We start from the raw sequence: 16,892 nt of genomic DNA on the forward strand, positions 1-16,892 counted from the left end.
GTCATGCTCTAGGGAGACATCAAGCATGGCCGGAACTTTCGTCATCGCGCAGGGCGGCGGCCCGACCGCCGTCATCAACCAGACGGTCGTGGGCGCCGCGCTGGAGATCCGCGGGCGCCATCCCGGCGCCAAGGTGCTGGGCTCCCTGCACGGCGTGCGCGGCATCCGTGACGGGAACTATGTCGACCTCTCCGCCATCCCGGAGGACCGGCTGCGGCTGATCGCCGGAACGCCGAGCGCCGCCCTCGGGTCGACGCGCGACAAGCCGGATGCCGCCTATTGCGAGGTCATCCTGAAGGGCCTGCGGAAGGCTGGCGCCGACGCCTTCATCTATATCGGCGGCAACGACACCTCGGGCACGCAGCAGATCCTGACCGATGCCGCCGGCGGCAAGATCGCTTTCGTCCATGCGCCGAAGACCATTGACAATGATCTCGAGGAAAACGACCATACGCCCGGCTTCATGTCCGCGGCCGAATTCGTCGCTGGCGCCTTCCTGTCCGTCGATCTCGATTTCCGCGCGCTTCCCGGCATCTATGTCGGCATCGTCATGGGCCGCCATGCCGGCTTCCTGACCGCGGCGTCGGCGGCCTGGCAGCTCGATTCCGACAGCGGCCCGCATCTGGTCTACGTCCCGGAGCGGCCGTTCTCCGCCGCCGGTTTCATCGACGACGTGCGCGCCACGCTCGACCGCCACAAGCGCTGCATCGTCGCCGTGTCGGAAGGCGTCAGCACCGCCGACGGCAAGGCGCTGGTCGAAAGCCTGGTGCCGGCGGACAAGCTCGAGCGCGATCAGCACGGCAACGTCAAACTCTCGGGCAGCGACCTGCCGGCGGCGCTCGAACGGGCATTGGCCGAGGGGCTGCCGGGCAAGCGTGCCCGCGTCGATGCACTTGGCTACATGCCGCGCGGCTACGTCGGCTCCATCAGCGCGGTCGATGCGCAGGAGGCCTTCGATGCCGGCGCCTTCGCCGTCACTGTGGCCGAACAGGGTGGCGGCTCGGTGGCGCTGCAATATGATGGCAGCAAGATAGTGCTGAAGAAGGTGCCGCTGAAGAACGTCGCCGGCAAGACCCGCCACATGCCCGACGATTTCATGAAGCCCGACGCCAACCAACTGTCCGAGGCCGGCATGGCCTATCTCAAGCGGCTGGTGCCGGAAAAATACAAGGTCGGAAAGCCGTTCGTCTGATGCCGGGTTCGCTGATGCCCGGCTCACACTTGATGCCCGGCTCACACCTGATGCCCGGCTCACAGCTGATGGATAACTGGTTCTCCAGGCGCATCGTCGACGCCAGGACGACGATGCTGACCGAACCGTTCGTGCACGACTATGTGCGCGCCAATATCTGGCATTTCACCGGCCGCGACGCCGACCTTCTGGTCGACACCGGGATGGGCATCTGTCCGCTTGCGCCGGAGATAAGGACGCCTGAAGGCAAGCCGCTTCTGGTCGTCGCCACCCATATCCACCTCGACCATGTCGGCTCGCTGCACGAATTTCCGCTGCGGGCTGGGCCAAGGATGAGCGCGGCGCAATTCGAGAGCATGGATGAGGCCGCGACTTACGCTTACATGTTCCACGATCTAGAGGGCGCCGTTTCGAAATTGCCGGCGCCTGGCTGGAAGTCGGCCGACTATGCGATAGCGCCGGCGCCGTTGACGCGCATGCTCGACGAAGGCGACGTGGTCGATCTCGGCGACCGGCAATTTCGGGTGCTGCATCTCCCCGGACATTCGCCGGATTCGATCGCGCTGTTCGATGAGGCCGACGGTCTGTTGTTCAGCGGCGACGCTATATATGACGACACGCTGATCGACGACTTGCCGGATTCCGACCGGGAGGCCTATCGCAACACCATGCGCCGGCTGCTCGACCTGCCGATCCGCATCGGCCTTGGCGGCCACGGCCCGAGTTTCGACGGCGCACGCATGCGCGAAATCGCGTCGGCCTATCTGCGGTCCGTAAGCGCACTCTGAATTAAATCTTCGTAAGGTTGGGCTAAAACCCTAAATCGCGCAGATCGGCGCCCTAGATAGTTGTGGTCGATCCGGCCGGCCGCCATGCGTGGCGAGGCAGGCAACCCAGGCCGTCGACACGCTGATGGGCACTTCTCCCAGAAGACCCGCGGCGCGGATCAACCCCTCGCCCGGACAGAACGACCATGTCAAACCTGAGCATTCTTGGTAGGCATCGCGTCGCCGCCCTGCTGGGCGCCGCGCTGCTGGTTTCTCCCTTTGTCGTCTCATTCGCCGACAGCGCGAACGGCGTCGGCACGGGCAACACGGTTGCAACGACGCAGACCCCCGTTGCCGGGACCACGGCCCCGAGCGGTTCGTTGGCGCCGATCGTGGCCACAACCAAGCCGGCCGTCGTGACCGTGACCACGGTCATGAAGGGACAGCCCGAGGTAATGAACGAAGCGTCGCCCTTCGATGGCACCTCGCCCTTCGATGACTACTTCCGCCAATACTTCGGCGATCAGGGCATGCCCGCTCCCAAGACGCCTCCGCAACAGCGGTCGCCGCGGGCCGAAGCGCTTGGTTCGGGCTTCATCGTCGGTGCCGACGGCACCATCGTCACCAACAACCATGTCGTCGACGGCGCTTCCTCGATAAAGGTCACGCTCGACGACGGCACGGAGCTCCCGGCCAAGCTGGTCGGTCACGATGCCAAGAACGACCTCGCCGTGCTGAAGATCAACGCCGGCAAGTCGTTGCCAACCGTGAAATGGGGCGACTCCGACAAGCTCATGACAGGTGATCAGGTGCTGGCGATCGGCAATCCGTTCGGCATCGGCACCACGGTAACGGCCGGTATCGTCTCGGCGCGGGGCCGCGACCTGCATAGCGGGCCGTTCGACGATTTCATCCAGATCGACGCGCCGATCAATCACGGCAATTCCGGCGGCCCGCTGGTGGACGTCAATGGGAGCGTCGTCGGCATCAACACGGCGATCTATTCGCCCAATGGCGGCAGCGTCGGTGTCGGTTTCGCCATTCCGTCGGACCAGGCTGAGAGGGTGGTCGCCAAGCTGATGAAGGGCGGCAACATCGAATACGGCTATCTCGGCGTCGAGATCCAGCCCGTCACCCCGGATGTGGCAGGCGCCATCGGACTGGATCATCCCGGCGGAGCCTTGGTCTCGCAGGTCAATGACGGCTCGCCCGCGGCCAAGGCCGGCGTCGAGACCGGTGACGTCATCACCGGCTTCGCCGGACAGGACGTCAAGGATCCCAAGGACCTGTCACGAGCCGTCGCCGACGTTGCGCCGGGTGCCAAGGAGAGACTGGATGTCTGGCGCAAGGGCAAGGCCATGCAGATCTCGGTGGAGGTCGGGCGCAACGGCGACGACGCGAAAACGGCCTCGACGGATGACTCCAGCGCGCCGGGCACCGAGCAGGGTTCCCGCGTGCCGGCCGTTGGCCTAGGCTTGATGGATATCACGCCGGACATCCGCCAGCAGATGAACCTCCCCGAGAACGAGCACGGTGCGGTGGTTGCGAGCGTCAATCCCGACAAGCCGGCGGCGACTGCTGGCATCCAACCGGGCGATGTCATCGTCGCCGTCAACCAGGCTCCTGTGAAGAGTGCGAAGCAGGTGACCCAAGCGATTGCCCAAGCCGGCAAATCCGGACGCAAATCGGTGCTGCTTCTGGTGGAGCGTGGCGACACCCAGATCTATGTCGCCGTGCCGTTCGCCAATGGCTGACACATGAACAGCGGCGTGGCGGGCTTGTGGACGAGCCCGCCAAGCTGGGTTCTATCTGTTACAACTTGCGCAGCGCCACTTCCTCGATCAGATGGTCGGCGCCCTTGCGCAGGATCAAGTCGGCGCGGGCGCGCGTCGGCAAGATGTTTTCGCGCAGGTTCTTCAGGTTGATGTTGGTCCACAGGCCCTCGGCGATCGCCTTGGCCGCATCCTCCGACAGCTGCGAATAGCGGTGGAAGAAGGAGTCCGGATCGCGGAAGGCGGTCTCGCGCAGCCGCATGAAGCGGGAAATATACCAATTGTGGATCAGCTTCTCGTCGGCGTCGATGTAGATGGCGAAGTCGAAAAAATCCGACAGGAAGGGCACGATCTTGCCGTCCTGTGGCAGCTTGCCCGGCTGCAGCACGTTAATGCCTTCGAAGATCAGGATGTCGGGCCTGTCGATGGTGACGAACTCGCCGGGGATGACGTCGTAGGTAAGGTGTGAATAGACCGGCGCGCGGACATCGGGCAACGCCGACTTGATGCCCGAGAGGAAACGCAGCAGCGCGCCGACATCGTAGCTGTCGGGGAAACCCTTGCGCTCCATCAGGTTTTCGCGGCGCAGCACCTCGTTGGACAGCAGAAAGCCGTCCGTGGTGATGAGGTCGACCTTGGGGCTCGACGGCCATCGCGCCAGAAGTTCCTTCAGCACGCGCGCCGTGGTCGATTTGCCGACCGCGACAGAACCGGCAATGCCGATGATGAACGGCGTCTTGGCCACGTCGACGGCGTTGAAGAAGGCCTGGCGCTGCCGGAACAGAAGCTGGCTCGCCTCGACATGCGCCGACAAAAGCCGCGACAAGGACAGATAGATGCGCTTGACCTCTTCGAGGTCGACCGGGTCGTTGAGCGAACGCAGGCGGCGGAACTCGTCCTCACTCAGCGTCAGCGGTGTATCGGCGCGGAACCGCGACCATTGCTCGGCCGAGAAGAAGCGAAACGGAGAATATTTCTCGGTTGGCGCGAGCTGATCCATCGAGATACCTGCCCTTCCTCCCGATCAGCCCTTGGGCCGCGACGCCTTCTCGGCGATGCCCGAACGCCCGGTACGGGCTTCGAGCTCCTTGAGCACGTCGTTCAACGGAACACCCGAGATGCCGAGAACGACAAGCCAATGATATATAAGATCGGCACTTTCGGAAACGAGACCCTGTTTGTCGCCCTTCACGGCGGCGATCACGGTCTCGACCGCCTCCTCGCCGAGCTTCTGCGCCGCCTTGTCGATGCCCTGGGCGTAAAGCTTGGCCGTCCATGAATCCGGATCGCCGGAATGGGCGCGGTGGCTGACGATTTTTTCCAGGTCGGAGAGCGAAAACTCGGCCATGTCGGTCTATCTTCTTGTTTAAGCCGGATTTTTCCCGAAGTCGGCTTCGGGAGCATGCTCTAGGACCTGTTGCCCAGCGAGTCCAGCCGCATCGGCAGGCCGGCCCCGGCCATATGCGCCTTGGCTTCGGCGATGGTGTAGGTGCCGAAATGGAAGATGGAGGCCGCCAGCACAGCCCCCGCATGGCCGTCGCGAATGCCTTCGACCATGTGGTCGAGCGTGCCGACGCCACCCGATGCGATGACCGGCGCGCGCACCGCGTCCGACACCGCGCGGGTCAGCGCGATGTCGTAGCCGGCCTTGGTACCGTCGCGGTCCATCGAGGTCAACAGGATCTCGCCGGCACCGCGATGGACCATTTTCCGCGCGAATTCCACGGCGTCGATGCCGGTCTTCTCCCGCCCGCCATGGGTGAAGATCTCCCAGCGGTCGGCCTCGCCGGGACCGGAGACTTTCTTGGCGTCGATGGCGACCACGATGCATTGGTTGCCGAACTTGTCGGCGGCTTCGGCGACGAAATCCGGGTTCTTCACCGCCGCCGTGTTGATCGACACCTTGTCGGCCCCGGCCAACAGCAATTTTCGGATGTCGGCCACCTGGCGCACACCGCCGCCGACGGTCAGCGGCATGAAGCATTGTTCCGCGGTGCGGGCGATGACGTCGAAGATGGTCTCGCGATTGTCCGACGAAGCGGTGATGTCAAGAAAGCAAAGCTCGTCGGCGCCGGCGGCATCATAGGCCTTGGCTGCCTCCACCGGATCGCCGGCGTCGATGAGGTCGACGAAATTGACGCCCTTGACGATACGGCCGTCCTTGACGTCGAGGCAAGGGATGACGCGGGCTTTCAGCATCAGCGGCCCTCTATCGTGGCAAGCAGATCGTTGAGCAGCTGCCCGACCAGCGGCGGCACATCGGCCTGGGCATCGAAGGCTGGATCGTAAGCGGAAACGGTAATGCCGACGACCGGCACCGCAAGCGCCATGGCGCAGGCCGCGTCGCGCAGCTGCTCCGGGTTCGGCCCCCCTGATGTGACGTAGCGATTGGCCTGCAGCGCCTTGGGATCATGCACGTCGAGATCGAGATGCATGTGCACGCTGTTGGCGCCGGCGGCCTTCAGTTTTTCCGTCGCTTGCGCCACGCCGGGACATTCCATCCGGATGACGGGCAATGTTTTGAGTAGTTTTTCCTCCGCCGGATCGAGATCACGGGCGTTGAGGAGCACGCAGCGCGCGGGATCGATCGGCCTGAAGCCGGGAATGGCCGCCGCCATCGGACGCCAGCACAGGCCGAGCACCGTCGACAGCGCCATGCCGTCGAGAAAGCCGTAGACGGACGTCTCGGGCGTGTTGAGGTCACCGTGCTGGTCGGCCCAGATGATGGCGTCGGCGCCTTCGCCGGCGACGGCGCCGGCCGACGTCAGGCAGTTTCCGGCCAGCACGATGGGAAACCGCCCCCTGTCGAGGGCCATGCGGACCTCGCCCGAGACGGCGTTGCAGACGGCAAAACCCGTGGCGATCTCACGCTCCTGGCCGTCGCCGACCCTGCCGATATCCTCGACCATGACGTCATGGCCGGCAAGGGTCAGGGCATCGACGAGCCCGCCCGATATCAGCGCGTCGGGCCCCTGGCCCATGCCGCCATGATAGTGGCCGCTGTCATAGGAGGCCAGGATGAGCGAAACTTTCATGACCGCGGCTCCATCGCCGGCCGGCCGCGCAGGATCGCCAGCGCCTCCGCGGGATCGATGCGGCCGTCATAGAGGGCGCGGCCCGAGATCGCGCCTTCGAGTTTTTGCGCGTCGGGCATGGTCATGCGCACGATGTCGGCGATCGAAGCCAGCCCGCCCGAGGCGATGACCGGGATCGACACCGCGTCGGCGAGGTCGATGGTGGCGTCCCAGTTGATGCCGGTCAGCACGCCGTCGCGGTCGATGTCGGTGTAGATGATGGCAGCGACGCCGGCGCCTTCGAATTTCCTCGCCAGTTCGATAACGCCGAGGCTCGAGGCTTCCGCCCAGCCTTCGACCGCTACCTTGCCGCCCTTGGCGTCGATGCCGACCGCGACCTTGCCCGGAAACGCTTTGCAAGCCTGCCTGACCAGATCGGGATCGCGCACCGCCACCGTGCCGAGGATGACGCGGGCCAGTCCACGGTCGAGCCAGTCCTCGATCTGCTCCAGCGTGCGAATGCCGCCGCCGAGCTGCACCGGGCTCTTGGTCGCCTTCAGGATGGCTCCGACCGCGGCGCTGTTGACGCTCTGGCCCCGGAAGGCGCCGTTCAAGTCGACGACATGCAGCCACTCGAAGCCCTGCTCTTCAAAGGCTTTTGCCTGCGCGGCGGGGTCATCATTGTAGATCGTCGCGGTCGCCATATCGCCGTGCTTCAGCCGCACGCATTGGCCGTCCTTGAGGTCGATGGCTGGAAACAGGATCACTCAGGCACCCTCGACGATCGCGAAATGTCCGCTCGAAGCCGCCAGCCTGTTCTGCAACGCTGTCTGGTAGGCTGGGGATCGATAGCAGCTGAGCGCGGTTTCATAAGAGTCGAACTCGACCACCACCTGCCTGTCAAATTCCGACCTTCGGGATTGGTCACTTGTCCGCCCCGCACGAGATAGCGGCCTCCGAAAGACGAAACCGCGTCGCCGATGGCGTCGCGGTAGCGCTGATACCCTTCCGGGTCTGTCACCGTCAGCATCACCAGCCAGTAGCCCTTCTTGCTCATGGTTCAGGGCCTCCAGCGCAGGAAATTGGTGATCAGCGCCAGGCCCAGCGCCTGGCTCTTCTCAGGATGGAACTGCGTGCCGGCGAGATTGTCACGGGCGACCGTGGCCGTCACCGGACCCCCATAGTCGGCGACCGCAAGGACCTCGTCCGGCTTTCTTGCGTCGAGATGGTAGGAGTGGACGAAATAGGCATGCAGTCCCGTCTCGCCGGTCGGAATGCCGGAGAACAATGGGTGCTTATGCCTCAATTCGATCGTGTTCCAGCCGATCTGCGGGATCTTCAGCGCCGGATCGGAAGGCGTGATCTCCTTGACGTCGCCCGATATCCAGCCGAACCCGTTGCTGACGGTCTTTTCGAGGCCGCGGTCGGACATCAGCTGCATGCCGACGCAAATTCCCAGGAAAGGCCGGCCCTTGGCGATGGCGACCTCCTCGACCGCCTCCCACATGCCTTCCACGGCACGCAGGCCGGCCGCGCAATCGGCGTAAGCGCCGACGCCGGGCAGGACGATGCGGTCCGCGGTGCGCACCCGGTCGGCATCGGCAGTCAGGTCGATCTCGGCCGCGATGCCGGCCTCGCGCGCGGCGCGCTCGAAGGCCTTGGTGGCCGAGCGCAGATTGCCCGAGCCGTAATCGATGATCGCAACCCGCATCTCAGCGCCGCCCCGGAATGTGGGTCAGCCCCAGCGCCATGCCCGGCTGCGCAGGGCGCGCCAAAGCGGCATCTGGAACGATGCGCGGCGCGGGTGCTGCTTCGTCCGAAAGCCCTTCGACCTCAAGGGCATAGCGCATGTCGGCGTCGCTGAGCCAGCCGGCCTCGACGACGCCCCACTCATGCCAGCCGAGGCGGCGCAGCGCCGCGATGCGCAAGCCCTGGCCTTCCAGCCCGACGTAGAGCGAGACGAGCAGCGACAAAAGCGAGCCGCCAACACCAAGGCCAAGTCTCTGGCCAAGCATCGAGAGCACGCCCATGACGACAAAGGCGAGCGCCGCTTCGACCCACAGCCGGTGACAGGCAAGCCACAGCGGCGGCACCAGCAGGCCGAGCCAGGTGAAGCCGTCGCGGACGAAGGTCGTCGTGTCGACTTTCTCGCTGCGGCCAGGTGGCTCCATCACGACATAGGCGGTCATGAGGCTATCCCTTCAAAGAACCCTTGGTGGAGGGAACCGCGTCAGGCTGGCGCGGATCGCGCTCCAGCGCGGCGCGCAACGCGCGAGCCACCGCCTTGAAGCAGGTCTCGGCGATATGATGGTTGTTTGCGCCGTAATGGTTGGTGACATGCAGCGTGATGCCGGCGTTCTGCGCCAGCGCCTGGAAGAATTCGCGCACCAGTTCGGTGTCGAAGGTGCCGATCTTGGGCGACGAGAACGAGACGTTCCAGACCAGGAAGGGGCGGCCCGACACGTCGATCGCCGCGCGCGTCAGCGTCTCGTCCATGGCAAGGTCGATCGAGGCGTAGCGCATGATGCCGCGCCGCTCGCCCAGGGCCTTGGTCAGGGCCTGGCCGAGCGCGATGCCGGTGTCCTCGACCGTGTGGTGGTCGTCTATATGCAGGTCGCCCGTCGCCCTGACGGTCATGTCGATCAGGGAATGGCGGGAAAGCTGGTCCAGCATATGGTCGAAGAAGCCGACGCCGGTGGCGATGTCCGATTTGCCGGAGCCGTCGACATGGATCGACACGGAGATGTCGGTTTCCCCGGTCTTGCGGCTTGCATCGGCGGAACGAGGCGCCATCACTCTATCCTTGTGCCAGTGGGTCAGATCGTGACCGGTTCACGGGTCTCAAGCGCTCGCTGGCTTGAAAACGAGAGCCTTCTAGCAGCATGATCCGGCGATTGCCAGTTGCGATCCCGGCCGCTATCGAGCCGTTTGCAATCATTGGCCCCATGCATACATATGGCCGATCAAAGTCACTCGTACCGCGCCAAATCGCCTTTTGAAGGGATGGTGCGAATCGGAGCCAAGAAATGTCCAATGATTTGACCATGCACGCCACGACCATCGTGACCGTGCGCAAGGGCAACAAGGTGGTGATCGCCGGCGACGGCCAGGTCAGCCTGGGCCAGACCATCATGAAGGGCAATGCCCGCAAAGTGCGCCGCATCGGCAAGGGCGGCAATGTGATTGCCGGTTTCGCGGGCGCCACCGCCGACGCCTTCACGCTGCTGGAACGCCTCGAAGCCAAGCTCGAACAATATCCCGACCAACTGACGCGCGCCTGCGTCGAGCTCGCCAAGGACTGGCGCACCGACCGCTATCTGCGCCGGCTGGAGGCGATGATGCTGGTCGCCGACAAGTCGGTCTCGCTGGCGCTGACCGGCAATGGCGATGTGCTGGAACCCGAACATGGCGTCATGGCCATCGGTTCGGGCGGCAATTACGCGCTGGCCGCGGCGCGCGCGCTGATGGACACCGACAAGGATGCCGAGGAGATCGCCCGCAAGGCGATGCAGATCGCGTCCGACATCTGCGTCTACACCAACAACAATTTTGTCGTCGAAACGCTCGATGCCGCCTGAACCAGACCATGACCCCGCAAAGTGGGAACCGGTTTTCGGAAAAGATCATGGTCAAACAAGAAAGTAGCTACGATTTTCGGCCGGTGACCAAAAAGGACCTGCCGATGATCGCCGGCTGGCTCGCTCAGCCGCATGTCGCGGAGTGGTGGGACGATCCCGAGACGGAAATCGCCGAGATTGCCGATCACATAGACTCGATCTCCGTCGAGCCGCTGATCGTCGAGCTCGACGGAAAGCCGATCGCCTATCTGCAGAGCTATGACCCGCATATGGAAGACGGCCATCCCTATGCCGATCAGCCGTTCGGCACGCTGGGCATCGATGTCTCGATCGGCCGGCCGGAACTGATCGGCATCGGCCATGGCTCGGCCATCGTGCGTCAGTTCGTCGAAGACCTGTTCGAGGAAGGCGTGCCGCGTGTCGTCATCGATCCCGACCCCGCCAATCTCAGGGCCATCCGCGCCTATGAAAAGGCGGGTTTCCGGGCCATTGATCGCAGGCAGTCGATCTATGGCGACGTCGTGCTGATGGCGATCGATGCCGAAGACGCGCAAGAGGGGTAATCCAGGGCATGGTCACATCCAACGAGGACAAGGGCCTTTCGGCCTACGAGGACAGCTGGCGGATGGGGCTGCTGATCGTCGCCGGCCTGCTCGTCGGCCAGGCTCTCACCCTCTACCTGATGGGCCATCCGCCGATCTGCACCTGCGGCTATGTCAAGCTGTGGCATGGCGTGGTCAACAGTTCGGAGAATTCCCAGCACATTTCCGACTGGTACACCTTCTCGCACATCATCCACGGCTTCCTGTTCTACGCGCTGGCCCGGTTCCTGTTCCCGCGCTCGCCGATCGGCTTGCGGCTGGCATTCGCCGTCCTCGTAGAGGGTGGCTGGGAGATCCTCGAAAACAGCCCGTTCATCATCGAGCGCTACCGCGCCGGCACCATTTCGCTCGATTATTACGGCGACTCGATCATCAATTCGGTGTCCGACACACTGGCCATGGTGCTGGGATTTGTGATGGCGCGAAGGCTACCTATATGGGTGATCATCAGCCTCGCCATCCTCTTCGAACTGGGTACCGGCTACCTCATTCGGGACAATCTTACACTCAACGTGATCATGCTGCTGCATCCGTTCGAGGCCATCAAGCAGTGGCAAAGTGGAATTTAGTGATATGAGCACATTTTCTCCCCGCGAAATCGTTTCGGAACTCGACCGCTTCATCATCGGCCAGAAGGACGCCAAGCGCGCCGTGGCCATCGCCTTGCGCAACCGCTGGCGCCGCCAGCAGTTGGAGGGCCAGATGCGCGAAGAGGTGATGCCGAAGAACATCCTGATGATCGGCCCGACCGGCGTCGGCAAGACCGAGATCTCGCGCCGCCTGGCGCGGCTGGCCGGCGCGCCGTTCGTCAAGGTCGAGGCGACCAAGTTCACCGAGGTCGGCTATGTCGGCCGCGACGTCGAACAGATCATCCGCGACCTGGTCGAGATCGCCATCGGGCTGGTGCGCGAAAAGATGCGCGAGGACGTGAAGGCACGCGCCCATGTCAACGCCGAGGAGCGCGTTTTGGAAGCGCTGGTCGGCAAGACGGCGAGCCCGGCGACGCGCGATAGTTTCCGCAAGAAGCTGCGCGACGGCGAACTCGACGACAAGGAAATTGAAATCGAGGTGGCCGACACCGGCAATGGCGGCATGCCCGGCTTCGAAATTCCCGGCATGCCGGGCGCCAATATCGGCGTGCTCAACATCAACGACATGCTGTCGAAGGCAATGGGCGGCAAGAAGACCAAGCTGCGCAAGACGACGGTGAAGGAGTCCTACGACCTGCTGGTCAGCGACGAATCCGACAAGCTGCTCGACCAGGACGAGGTGGTGCGCCGGGCGTTGGACGCCGCGGAAAACGACGGCATCGTCTTCCTCGACGAGATCGACAAGATTGCCGCCAGGTCGGACATTTCGGGCGGCCCGTCGCGGGAAGGCGTGCAGCGCGACCTGCTGCCGCTGGTCGAGGGCACCACGGTGGCGACCAAATACGGGCCGTTGAAGACGGACCATATCCTGTTCATCGCCTCGGGCGCGTTTCACGTCTCGAAGCCGTCAGACCTGTTGCCGGAATTGCAGGGCCGCCTGCCGATCCGCGTCGAACTGCGTGCGCTGGAGAAGGACGACTTCGTCCGCATCCTGACCGAGACCGAGGCCAGCCTGATCAAACAGTATATCGCGCTGATGAAGACCGAAGGCGTCGAGCTGACTTTCACCGACGATGCCATCGATTCGCTGGCCGGCGTCGCCGTCGACCTCAATGCCAGCATCGAGAACATTGGCGCGCGGCGGCTGCAGACGGTGATGGAGCGGGTACTGGACGAGATCTCCTACGATGCGCCGGACCGCAACGGCACGGCCGTCACCATCGATGCCGCCTATGTCCAGAAGCATGTCGGAGACCTCTCCAGAAACACCGATCTGTCGCGGTTCATCCTCTGAACGAAGACGCCGGAGCAGTCCGGCGCGGCATCAAGTAACAACTCCGGCAGGAGCCATGTGTGGCCAGATGGTACCATCTGGCCACCTTTCGTCTCGCCGGATGAAGAGGCGCTCTCGACTCGACTAGGTGCTTTACCTAGTTTGCGCGGCAATTCTCTAGGCGGCGGCGCATGAAAAAACTCATCCTGGTCATTCTCGGCTTTACGCTGGCTGCGACGCTGTTCGCCGCCGACGCGGCGACATTGGTGCCGCCGGGCAACCGCAATGCCGAGCAACCTGACATTCCCGGCGCCTCCAGCCGCCGCACCCAGGCGACCAGCACCACCTTCCAGGCGAAATATCGCAAGGTCTATGCCTTGCTGCAGAACGACGCCGATCTGCGCGCCAAGATCAAGAAGGCGGCGAGCGCCTATGGCATTGACCCGATGCACATCGTCGGCGCGATCGTCGGCGAGCACACCTACAATGTCGACGCCTATGACCGGCTGCAGACCTACTATGTCAAGGCGATCTCCTACCTCTCGAGCAAGCTCTCCTTCGCCTATGATGGCGAGGACATCACTGATTTCGTGCAGCGGCCGGAATTCAGGAAATGCGCCGCGATTTCGGACAGCTACGATCTGTGGGAATGCCGCGAACAGGTTTGGAACCGCTCGTTTCGCGGCAAGACCGTCGGCGGCGAGGATTTCCCCGACAACCGTTTCGGCGCCACCTTCTTCCAGCCCTACTATGCCGGCCAGACCTTCGGCCTCGGCCAGCTCAACCCTCTGACCGCCCTGCAGATGAGCGACCTCGTGCACAAGGTGTCGGGCCTGCCGAAGCTCGATGTCTCCGATCCCAACTCGGTCTACAAGACCATCATGGATCCGGACCTGACGCTTCCTTACGTCGCCGCGACGATCAGGAAGTCGATCGACGCCTATAAGAGCATCGCCGGCTTCGACATTTCTGGCAATCCGGGACTGACCGCCACGCTCTACAACGTCGGCAATCCGGAACAGCGCGCCTATGCGCTGAAGGAGGAAAACGAAAAACGCCGCGCCACCGGCGAACCGGAGAAGCTGCCGGAAGAGAATTATTACGGCTGGCTGGTCAACGACAAGCTGGACGAGTTGAGGGCGCTGTTCTAGGCGTGAGAGGATACGCTCGACGATTTCGCCAATCGGTAGCGGTGCGTGAATCGCGGCGAGGTTGCCACAGCCCCTTTCTCCCGGTTGTCCGCGGAGAAGATGCCGGCAGTCAGATGAGGGACGGCTGCGGCATCGACGGATAGTGCGACCGTTCAGGCCGCCAGCAACGCCTTCAGCTTGACTTCAGGCGATCCCAGCGCGTCCGCCGACGGCTTCGCACGCTTGCCGATCAACATTTCGGCCAGCCTGATGTCGCGTGCCACCGCATTGCCTGGGCCGATTCCGCTGGCCGCCACCAGCCTGCCGTCGTCGGCCAAATGGAACAGGATGAAGGCGCCGTCGCCAAGGTCGCGGCGCACGGCCGTTTTGCCTTCGTCGGAAAGTCCCGCGATCTGCAGGGACAGGCCATACTGATCCGACCAGAACCAGGGCACCGCCGCATGCGGCTCGCCAGCGCCCAGCATGTTCTTCGCCGCCAGTGCGCCCTGTTCCTGTGCATTGCGCCATGCCTCCAGCCGCACGCGGCGGCCGCCATAGACGGCAAGCGGGAACGAGCAGCAGTCGCCGGCGGCGAAGATGTCGGGATCGCTGCTGCGCAGTTCTGCGTCGACCGCGATGCCGTTTTCGATGGCCAGGCCGGCTTCCGCCGCGAGCCCGGTCACCGGCACGGCGCCGATGCCGATCACGGCGAGGTCGGCAATGATCTCCCGGCCGCCGGCAAGCGTCACCCGCACCTCCTTGCCGTCGTCGGCGATGGCGGAGATGCCTTCCCCGCAGACCATGTCGACGTCCTCGGCGACATGCGCGTCATGGATGATTTCGGCGATCTCGGCCGGAACGCCGCGCATCAGGATGCGCGACTGCGCCTCGACGACGGTGACCGAAGCGTCAAGCTTGCGCGCCGCCGCGGCAAGCTCGAGGCCGATGAAGCCGCCGCCGATAACCGCGATGCGATTGCCGGCGCTGAGATGAGCGCGGATGGCCAGCGCATCGGCGAAGGTTCTGAGATAGACGCAGCGCCCGCCAAGGCCAGGCATCGGCAGCTTGCGTGGGGTCGAGCCGGTAGCCAGCAGCAGCTTGTCGTAGGGCAGCACCGAGCCGTCGGACAGGCGCACCGTATGCGCCGCGCGATCGATCGCAATGGCCTGAACGGAATGGATATGCCGGATCGACTTTTCAGCCAGGAGTTCGTCGCTGGCGATCGCCTTGATTGCAGGCACGTCGCTGGCCATCGCCTCTTTGGACAAAGGTGGCCTCTCATAGGGCAGATGCGGCTCGTCGCCGACGAGCGTCACCGGCCCGTCATGGCCGAGATCGCGCAGCGTGAGTGCTGCCCGTCCGCCGCATTCGCCGGCCCCGATGATCACCATTCCTGGCGCCATGTCCTTCACCCGATCTGAACCAGCACTTTGCCCGCGTCGACCTTGACCGGATAGGTCCTGAGGTTGACGCAGACCGGCGCGCCCCTGGCCGCGCCCGTCTTGTAGTTGAAGCGGCCATTGTGCTTGGGGCATTCGATGATGTCGTCCATCACCAATCCGTCGGCGAGATGCACCTTCTCATGCGTGCAAAGTCCGTCGGTGGCGAAATAGTCGTTGTCCGGGCTGCGATAGATGGCGAAGGTACGCCCGTCATGATCGAAGCGCATCACATCCTCTTCGTCGATGTCACCGGCGGCACAGGCCTCGACCCAATCGCTCATTCAGTCCTCCCTGCAGTCGTCGGATGTCATTCCGCCGCCGCGGCGACGGTGTCGTTGTGGAATTCCTCGCGGTACGGCCTGGCGGTCGGCGGCAGCTCGCGCTTGAGGAAATAATCCTCGTTGCGCAGCTGGCGGCGGAAGGCCGGGATCATCTCGCGGTAACCGGCCAGGATCGACGGCGTCGGCGCCGGCAGATCATGCTTGATCAGCGCGTGCAGCCTGGGCAGCGCATGATAGGGCACCATCGGGAACATGTGATGTTCGACATGGTAGTTCATGTTCCAGTAGATGAAGCGGCTGATCGGGTTCATGTAGACGGTGCGGCTGTTCAGCCGATGGTCGGTGACGTTGTCGGCAAGGCCGCCATGCTGGAGCAGGCCGACCATCACATGGTGCCAGGCGCCGTACAGCCTGGGCAGGCCGACCAGCATCAAGGGCAGGAAAGACCCGGCATGGAGCGCCAGCGCTATTGCTCCTGCATAGATGGCCGTCCAGATGCGGGCAATATGGATCGCTTTGGGCTGCTCCTGTTCGGGAATGAAGGTTTTTTCCGCAGCGCTGATGTTGCCGGCGGCGTTGCGCAGCATGTCCGACATTGCGTGCCAGGCGTCGAGCACGCCGACAAAACCAAGGATGAGGCGCGCTAGGTCGGGCGGCCGCATCACCGAGATCTCGGGATCGCGGCCGACGATGATGGTGTCGGTGTGATGGCGCGTGTGGCTCCAGCGCCAGGTCACCGGGTTGCGCATGATCATGAAGCAGGCAATCTGATAGACCGCGTCATTCATCCACTGCGTCCGGAACGCGGTTCCGTGGCCGCATTCGTGCCAGCGTGAATCGGTCGATGAGCCGTAGAGCACGCCGTAGACGAAGAAGAACGGCACGCACAACCAGCTGCCCCAGAACCAGGCGCCGCCGACGCCGCTGATGATGAGGGCGGCCAGCCAGATCGCGGTGTCGCGGATCGCCGGGCCATCGGAGCGCTGCATCAGCTCCTTCATCTGCTTGCGGGGAATGTCGGTGTGATACCACTCGGCCGCCGATAGGCCGTTCTCGACGGCAAGGCGGGCGTCGCGGCCGATCAGGCTGTAGTCACGCCGGGACGGCGCTGCGGTCATGATTGCCTCCCAAGGCACCGGGCTCGATACCCAGAAATAACGCCCCGCCATGATAGACTCAACATCACAAAGATAGTTTCTATCATTTCCTATCAAAGTCAGGTATCGATATCAGTGAATCGAGCGAGGGGCG

19 protein-coding genes and 1 pseudogene are annotated in these 16,892 nt (G+C 63.8%); 8 read left to right on the plus strand and 12 right to left on the minus strand.

Features of this window, described 5'->3' with window-relative positions; translation table 11 throughout:
• The first annotated feature begins 25 nt into the window (after window positions 1-25).
• The 3 genes from AC3CB8_RS04930 to AC3CB8_RS04940 all read left to right on the plus strand — a co-directional run bounded on the left by AC3CB8_RS04930 (window position 26) and on the right by AC3CB8_RS04940 (window position 3,713).
• The gene (locus AC3CB8_RS04930; RefSeq protein ID WP_023781905.1) at window positions 26-1,192 is read left to right on the plus strand and encodes a diphosphate--fructose-6-phosphate 1-phosphotransferase; all 1,167 of its coding nucleotides are present in this window, start codon (window positions 26-28) and stop codon (window positions 1,190-1,192) included.
• A gap of 68 nt (window positions 1,193-1,260) precedes the next feature.
• A complete protein-coding gene (locus AC3CB8_RS04935) occupies window positions 1,261-1,980 on the plus strand; it encodes an MBL fold metallo-hydrolase (RefSeq protein WP_352595199.1) in 720 nt (239 codons plus the stop codon).
• 185 nt (window positions 1,981-2,165) lie between these two features.
• A complete protein-coding gene (locus tag AC3CB8_RS04940; protein ID WP_023781903.1) occupies window positions 2,166-3,713 on the plus strand; it encodes a DegQ family serine endoprotease in 1,548 nt (515 codons plus the stop codon).
• Window positions 3,714-3,771: 58 nt separating this feature from the next.
• Here AC3CB8_RS04940 and coaA read toward each other — a convergent pair whose 3' ends face one another.
• From coaA to hisB, 9 genes and pseudogenes are all read right to left on the minus strand, one after another.
• On the minus strand, window positions 3,772-4,731 hold the full coding sequence (coaA, locus tag AC3CB8_RS04945) for a type I pantothenate kinase (protein WP_023781902.1): 960 nt from the start codon (window positions 4,729-4,731) through the stop codon (window positions 3,772-3,774).
• Between the two features lie 24 nt (window positions 4,732-4,755).
• A complete protein-coding gene (locus tag AC3CB8_RS04950; protein ID WP_023772140.1) occupies window positions 4,756-5,079 on the minus strand; it encodes a phosphoribosyl-ATP diphosphatase in 324 nt (107 codons plus the stop codon).
• Between the two features lie 59 nt (window positions 5,080-5,138).
• Window positions 5,139-5,930 carry an imidazole glycerol phosphate synthase subunit HisF gene (hisF, locus tag AC3CB8_RS04955; protein WP_031240296.1) on the minus strand — a complete coding sequence of 264 codons (792 nt, stop codon included), beginning with the start codon at window positions 5,928-5,930 and terminating at the stop codon, window positions 5,139-5,141.
• Window positions 5,930-6,766: an arginase family protein gene (locus tag AC3CB8_RS04960; protein ID WP_352563344.1), complete on the minus strand. Its 837-nt coding sequence runs from the start codon at window positions 6,764-6,766 to the stop codon at window positions 5,930-5,932. Before AC3CB8_RS04960 ends, hisF begins: the two co-directional genes overlap by 1 nt.
• Window positions 6,763-7,512 carry a 1-(5-phosphoribosyl)-5-[(5-phosphoribosylamino)methylideneamino]imidazole-4-carboxamide isomerase gene (gene hisA, locus AC3CB8_RS04965; protein WP_023781899.1) on the minus strand — a complete coding sequence of 250 codons (750 nt, stop codon included), beginning with the start codon at window positions 7,510-7,512 and terminating at the stop codon, window positions 6,763-6,765. Before hisA ends, AC3CB8_RS04960 begins: the two co-directional genes overlap by 4 nt.
• Window positions 7,513-7,802: pseudogene (locus AC3CB8_RS04970) on the minus strand (DUF1330 domain-containing protein). It lies immediately after the preceding gene.
• Window positions 7,803-7,805: 3 nt separating this feature from the next.
• Complete coding sequence (gene hisH / locus AC3CB8_RS04975; protein WP_023772145.1) at window positions 7,806-8,456, minus strand: imidazole glycerol phosphate synthase subunit HisH; 651 nt, start codon at window positions 8,454-8,456, stop codon at window positions 7,806-7,808.
• 1 nt (window position 8,457) lies between these two features.
• Entirely contained in the window at window positions 8,458-8,934 is a 477-nt protein-coding gene (locus tag AC3CB8_RS04980) for a DUF2628 domain-containing protein (RefSeq protein WP_352563343.1), read from the minus strand.
• Window positions 8,935-8,938: 4 nt separating this feature from the next.
• Window positions 8,939-9,538, minus strand: coding sequence for an imidazoleglycerol-phosphate dehydratase HisB (hisB, locus tag AC3CB8_RS04985; RefSeq protein WP_023793212.1), 600 nt, complete (start codon window positions 9,536-9,538; stop codon window positions 8,939-8,941).
• A 233-nt stretch (window positions 9,539-9,771) separates the two neighbouring features.
• Here hisB and hslV point away from each other — a divergent pair, with 233 nt between their 5' ends.
• The 5 genes from hslV (at window position 9,772) to AC3CB8_RS05010 (ending at window position 13,939) form a co-directional block, all read left to right on the plus strand.
• Window positions 9,772-10,323, plus strand: coding sequence for an ATP-dependent protease subunit HslV (hslV, locus tag AC3CB8_RS04990; RefSeq protein ID WP_023772148.1), 552 nt, complete (start codon window positions 9,772-9,774; stop codon window positions 10,321-10,323).
• A 47-nt stretch (window positions 10,324-10,370) separates the two neighbouring features.
• Window positions 10,371-10,886: a GNAT family N-acetyltransferase gene (locus AC3CB8_RS04995; protein WP_023781893.1), complete on the plus strand. Its 516-nt coding sequence runs from the start codon at window positions 10,371-10,373 to the stop codon at window positions 10,884-10,886.
• 8 nt (window positions 10,887-10,894) lie between these two features.
• Window positions 10,895-11,494 (plus strand): DUF2585 domain-containing protein, encoded by a 600-nt coding sequence (locus AC3CB8_RS05000; RefSeq protein ID WP_023772150.1) that lies wholly within the window; start codon window positions 10,895-10,897, stop codon window positions 11,492-11,494.
• Window positions 11,495-11,498: 4 nt separating this feature from the next.
• Entirely contained in the window at window positions 11,499-12,809 is a 1,311-nt protein-coding gene (hslU, locus tag AC3CB8_RS05005) for an ATP-dependent protease ATPase subunit HslU (RefSeq protein WP_015314577.1), read from the plus strand.
• A 170-nt stretch (window positions 12,810-12,979) separates the two neighbouring features.
• Entirely contained in the window at window positions 12,980-13,939 is a 960-nt protein-coding gene (locus AC3CB8_RS05010; RefSeq protein WP_023793206.1) for a DUF1402 family protein, read from the plus strand.
• Between the two features lie 152 nt (window positions 13,940-14,091).
• Here the strand turns inward: AC3CB8_RS05010 and AC3CB8_RS05015 are convergent, their stop codons facing one another.
• Genes AC3CB8_RS05015 through AC3CB8_RS05025 form a run of 3 tightly spaced genes read right to left on the minus strand, consistent with a single transcriptional unit; the run spans window position 14,092 to window position 16,759 of the window.
• A complete protein-coding gene (locus tag AC3CB8_RS05015) occupies window positions 14,092-15,321 on the minus strand; it encodes an NAD(P)/FAD-dependent oxidoreductase (RefSeq protein WP_352563342.1) in 1,230 nt (409 codons plus the stop codon).
• Between the two features lie 5 nt (window positions 15,322-15,326).
• A complete protein-coding gene (locus AC3CB8_RS05020; protein ID WP_023781890.1) occupies window positions 15,327-15,641 on the minus strand; it encodes a MocE family 2Fe-2S type ferredoxin in 315 nt (104 codons plus the stop codon).
• A gap of 26 nt (window positions 15,642-15,667) precedes the next feature.
• Window positions 15,668-16,759 (minus strand): fatty acid desaturase family protein, encoded by a 1,092-nt coding sequence (locus AC3CB8_RS05025; RefSeq protein WP_023793201.1) that lies wholly within the window; start codon window positions 16,757-16,759, stop codon window positions 15,668-15,670.
• Window positions 16,760-16,892: the final 133 nt, after the last annotated feature.

Source organism: Mesorhizobium sp. P160927 (genome assembly GCF_057766385.1).

Coding starts and splice junctions, on each gene's coding strand:
- AC3CB8_RS04930 (WP_023781905.1), top strand. CDS start 26: ATGGCCGGAACTTTCGTCATCGCGCAGGGCGGCGGCCCGACCGCCGTC.
- AC3CB8_RS04935 (WP_352595199.1), top strand. CDS start 1,261: ATGGATAACTGGTTCTCCAGGCGCATCGTCGACGCCAGGACGACGATG.
- AC3CB8_RS04940 (WP_023781903.1), top strand. CDS start 2,166: ATGTCAAACCTGAGCATTCTTGGTAGGCATCGCGTCGCCGCCCTGCTG.
- coaA (WP_023781902.1), bottom strand. CDS start 4,731: ATGGATCAGCTCGCGCCAACCGAGAAATATTCTCCGTTTCGCTTCTTC.
- AC3CB8_RS04950 (WP_023772140.1), bottom strand. CDS start 5,079: ATGGCCGAGTTTTCGCTCTCCGACCTGGAAAAAATCGTCAGCCACCGC.
- hisF (WP_031240296.1), bottom strand. CDS start 5,930: ATGCTGAAAGCCCGCGTCATCCCTTGCCTCGACGTCAAGGACGGCCGT.
- AC3CB8_RS04960 (WP_352563344.1), bottom strand. CDS start 6,766: ATGAAAGTTTCGCTCATCCTGGCCTCCTATGACAGCGGCCACTATCAT.
- hisH (WP_023772145.1), bottom strand. CDS start 8,456: ATGCGGGTTGCGATCATCGATTACGGCTCGGGCAATCTGCGCTCGGCC.
- AC3CB8_RS04980 (WP_352563343.1), bottom strand. CDS start 8,934: ATGACCGCCTATGTCGTGATGGAGCCACCTGGCCGCAGCGAGAAAGTC.
- hisB (WP_023793212.1), bottom strand. CDS start 9,538: ATGGCGCCTCGTTCCGCCGATGCAAGCCGCAAGACCGGGGAAACCGAC.
- hslV (WP_023772148.1), top strand. CDS start 9,772: ATGTCCAATGATTTGACCATGCACGCCACGACCATCGTGACCGTGCGC.
- AC3CB8_RS04995 (WP_023781893.1), top strand. CDS start 10,371: ATGGTCAAACAAGAAAGTAGCTACGATTTTCGGCCGGTGACCAAAAAG.
- AC3CB8_RS05000 (WP_023772150.1), top strand. CDS start 10,895: ATGGTCACATCCAACGAGGACAAGGGCCTTTCGGCCTACGAGGACAGC.
- hslU (WP_015314577.1), top strand. CDS start 11,499: ATGAGCACATTTTCTCCCCGCGAAATCGTTTCGGAACTCGACCGCTTC.
- AC3CB8_RS05010 (WP_023793206.1), top strand. CDS start 12,980: ATGAAAAAACTCATCCTGGTCATTCTCGGCTTTACGCTGGCTGCGACG.
- AC3CB8_RS05015 (WP_352563342.1), bottom strand. CDS start 15,321: ATGGCGCCAGGAATGGTGATCATCGGGGCCGGCGAATGCGGCGGACGG.
- AC3CB8_RS05020 (WP_023781890.1), bottom strand. CDS start 15,641: ATGAGCGATTGGGTCGAGGCCTGTGCCGCCGGTGACATCGACGAAGAG.
- AC3CB8_RS05025 (WP_023793201.1), bottom strand. CDS start 16,759: ATGACCGCAGCGCCGTCCCGGCGTGACTACAGCCTGATCGGCCGCGAC.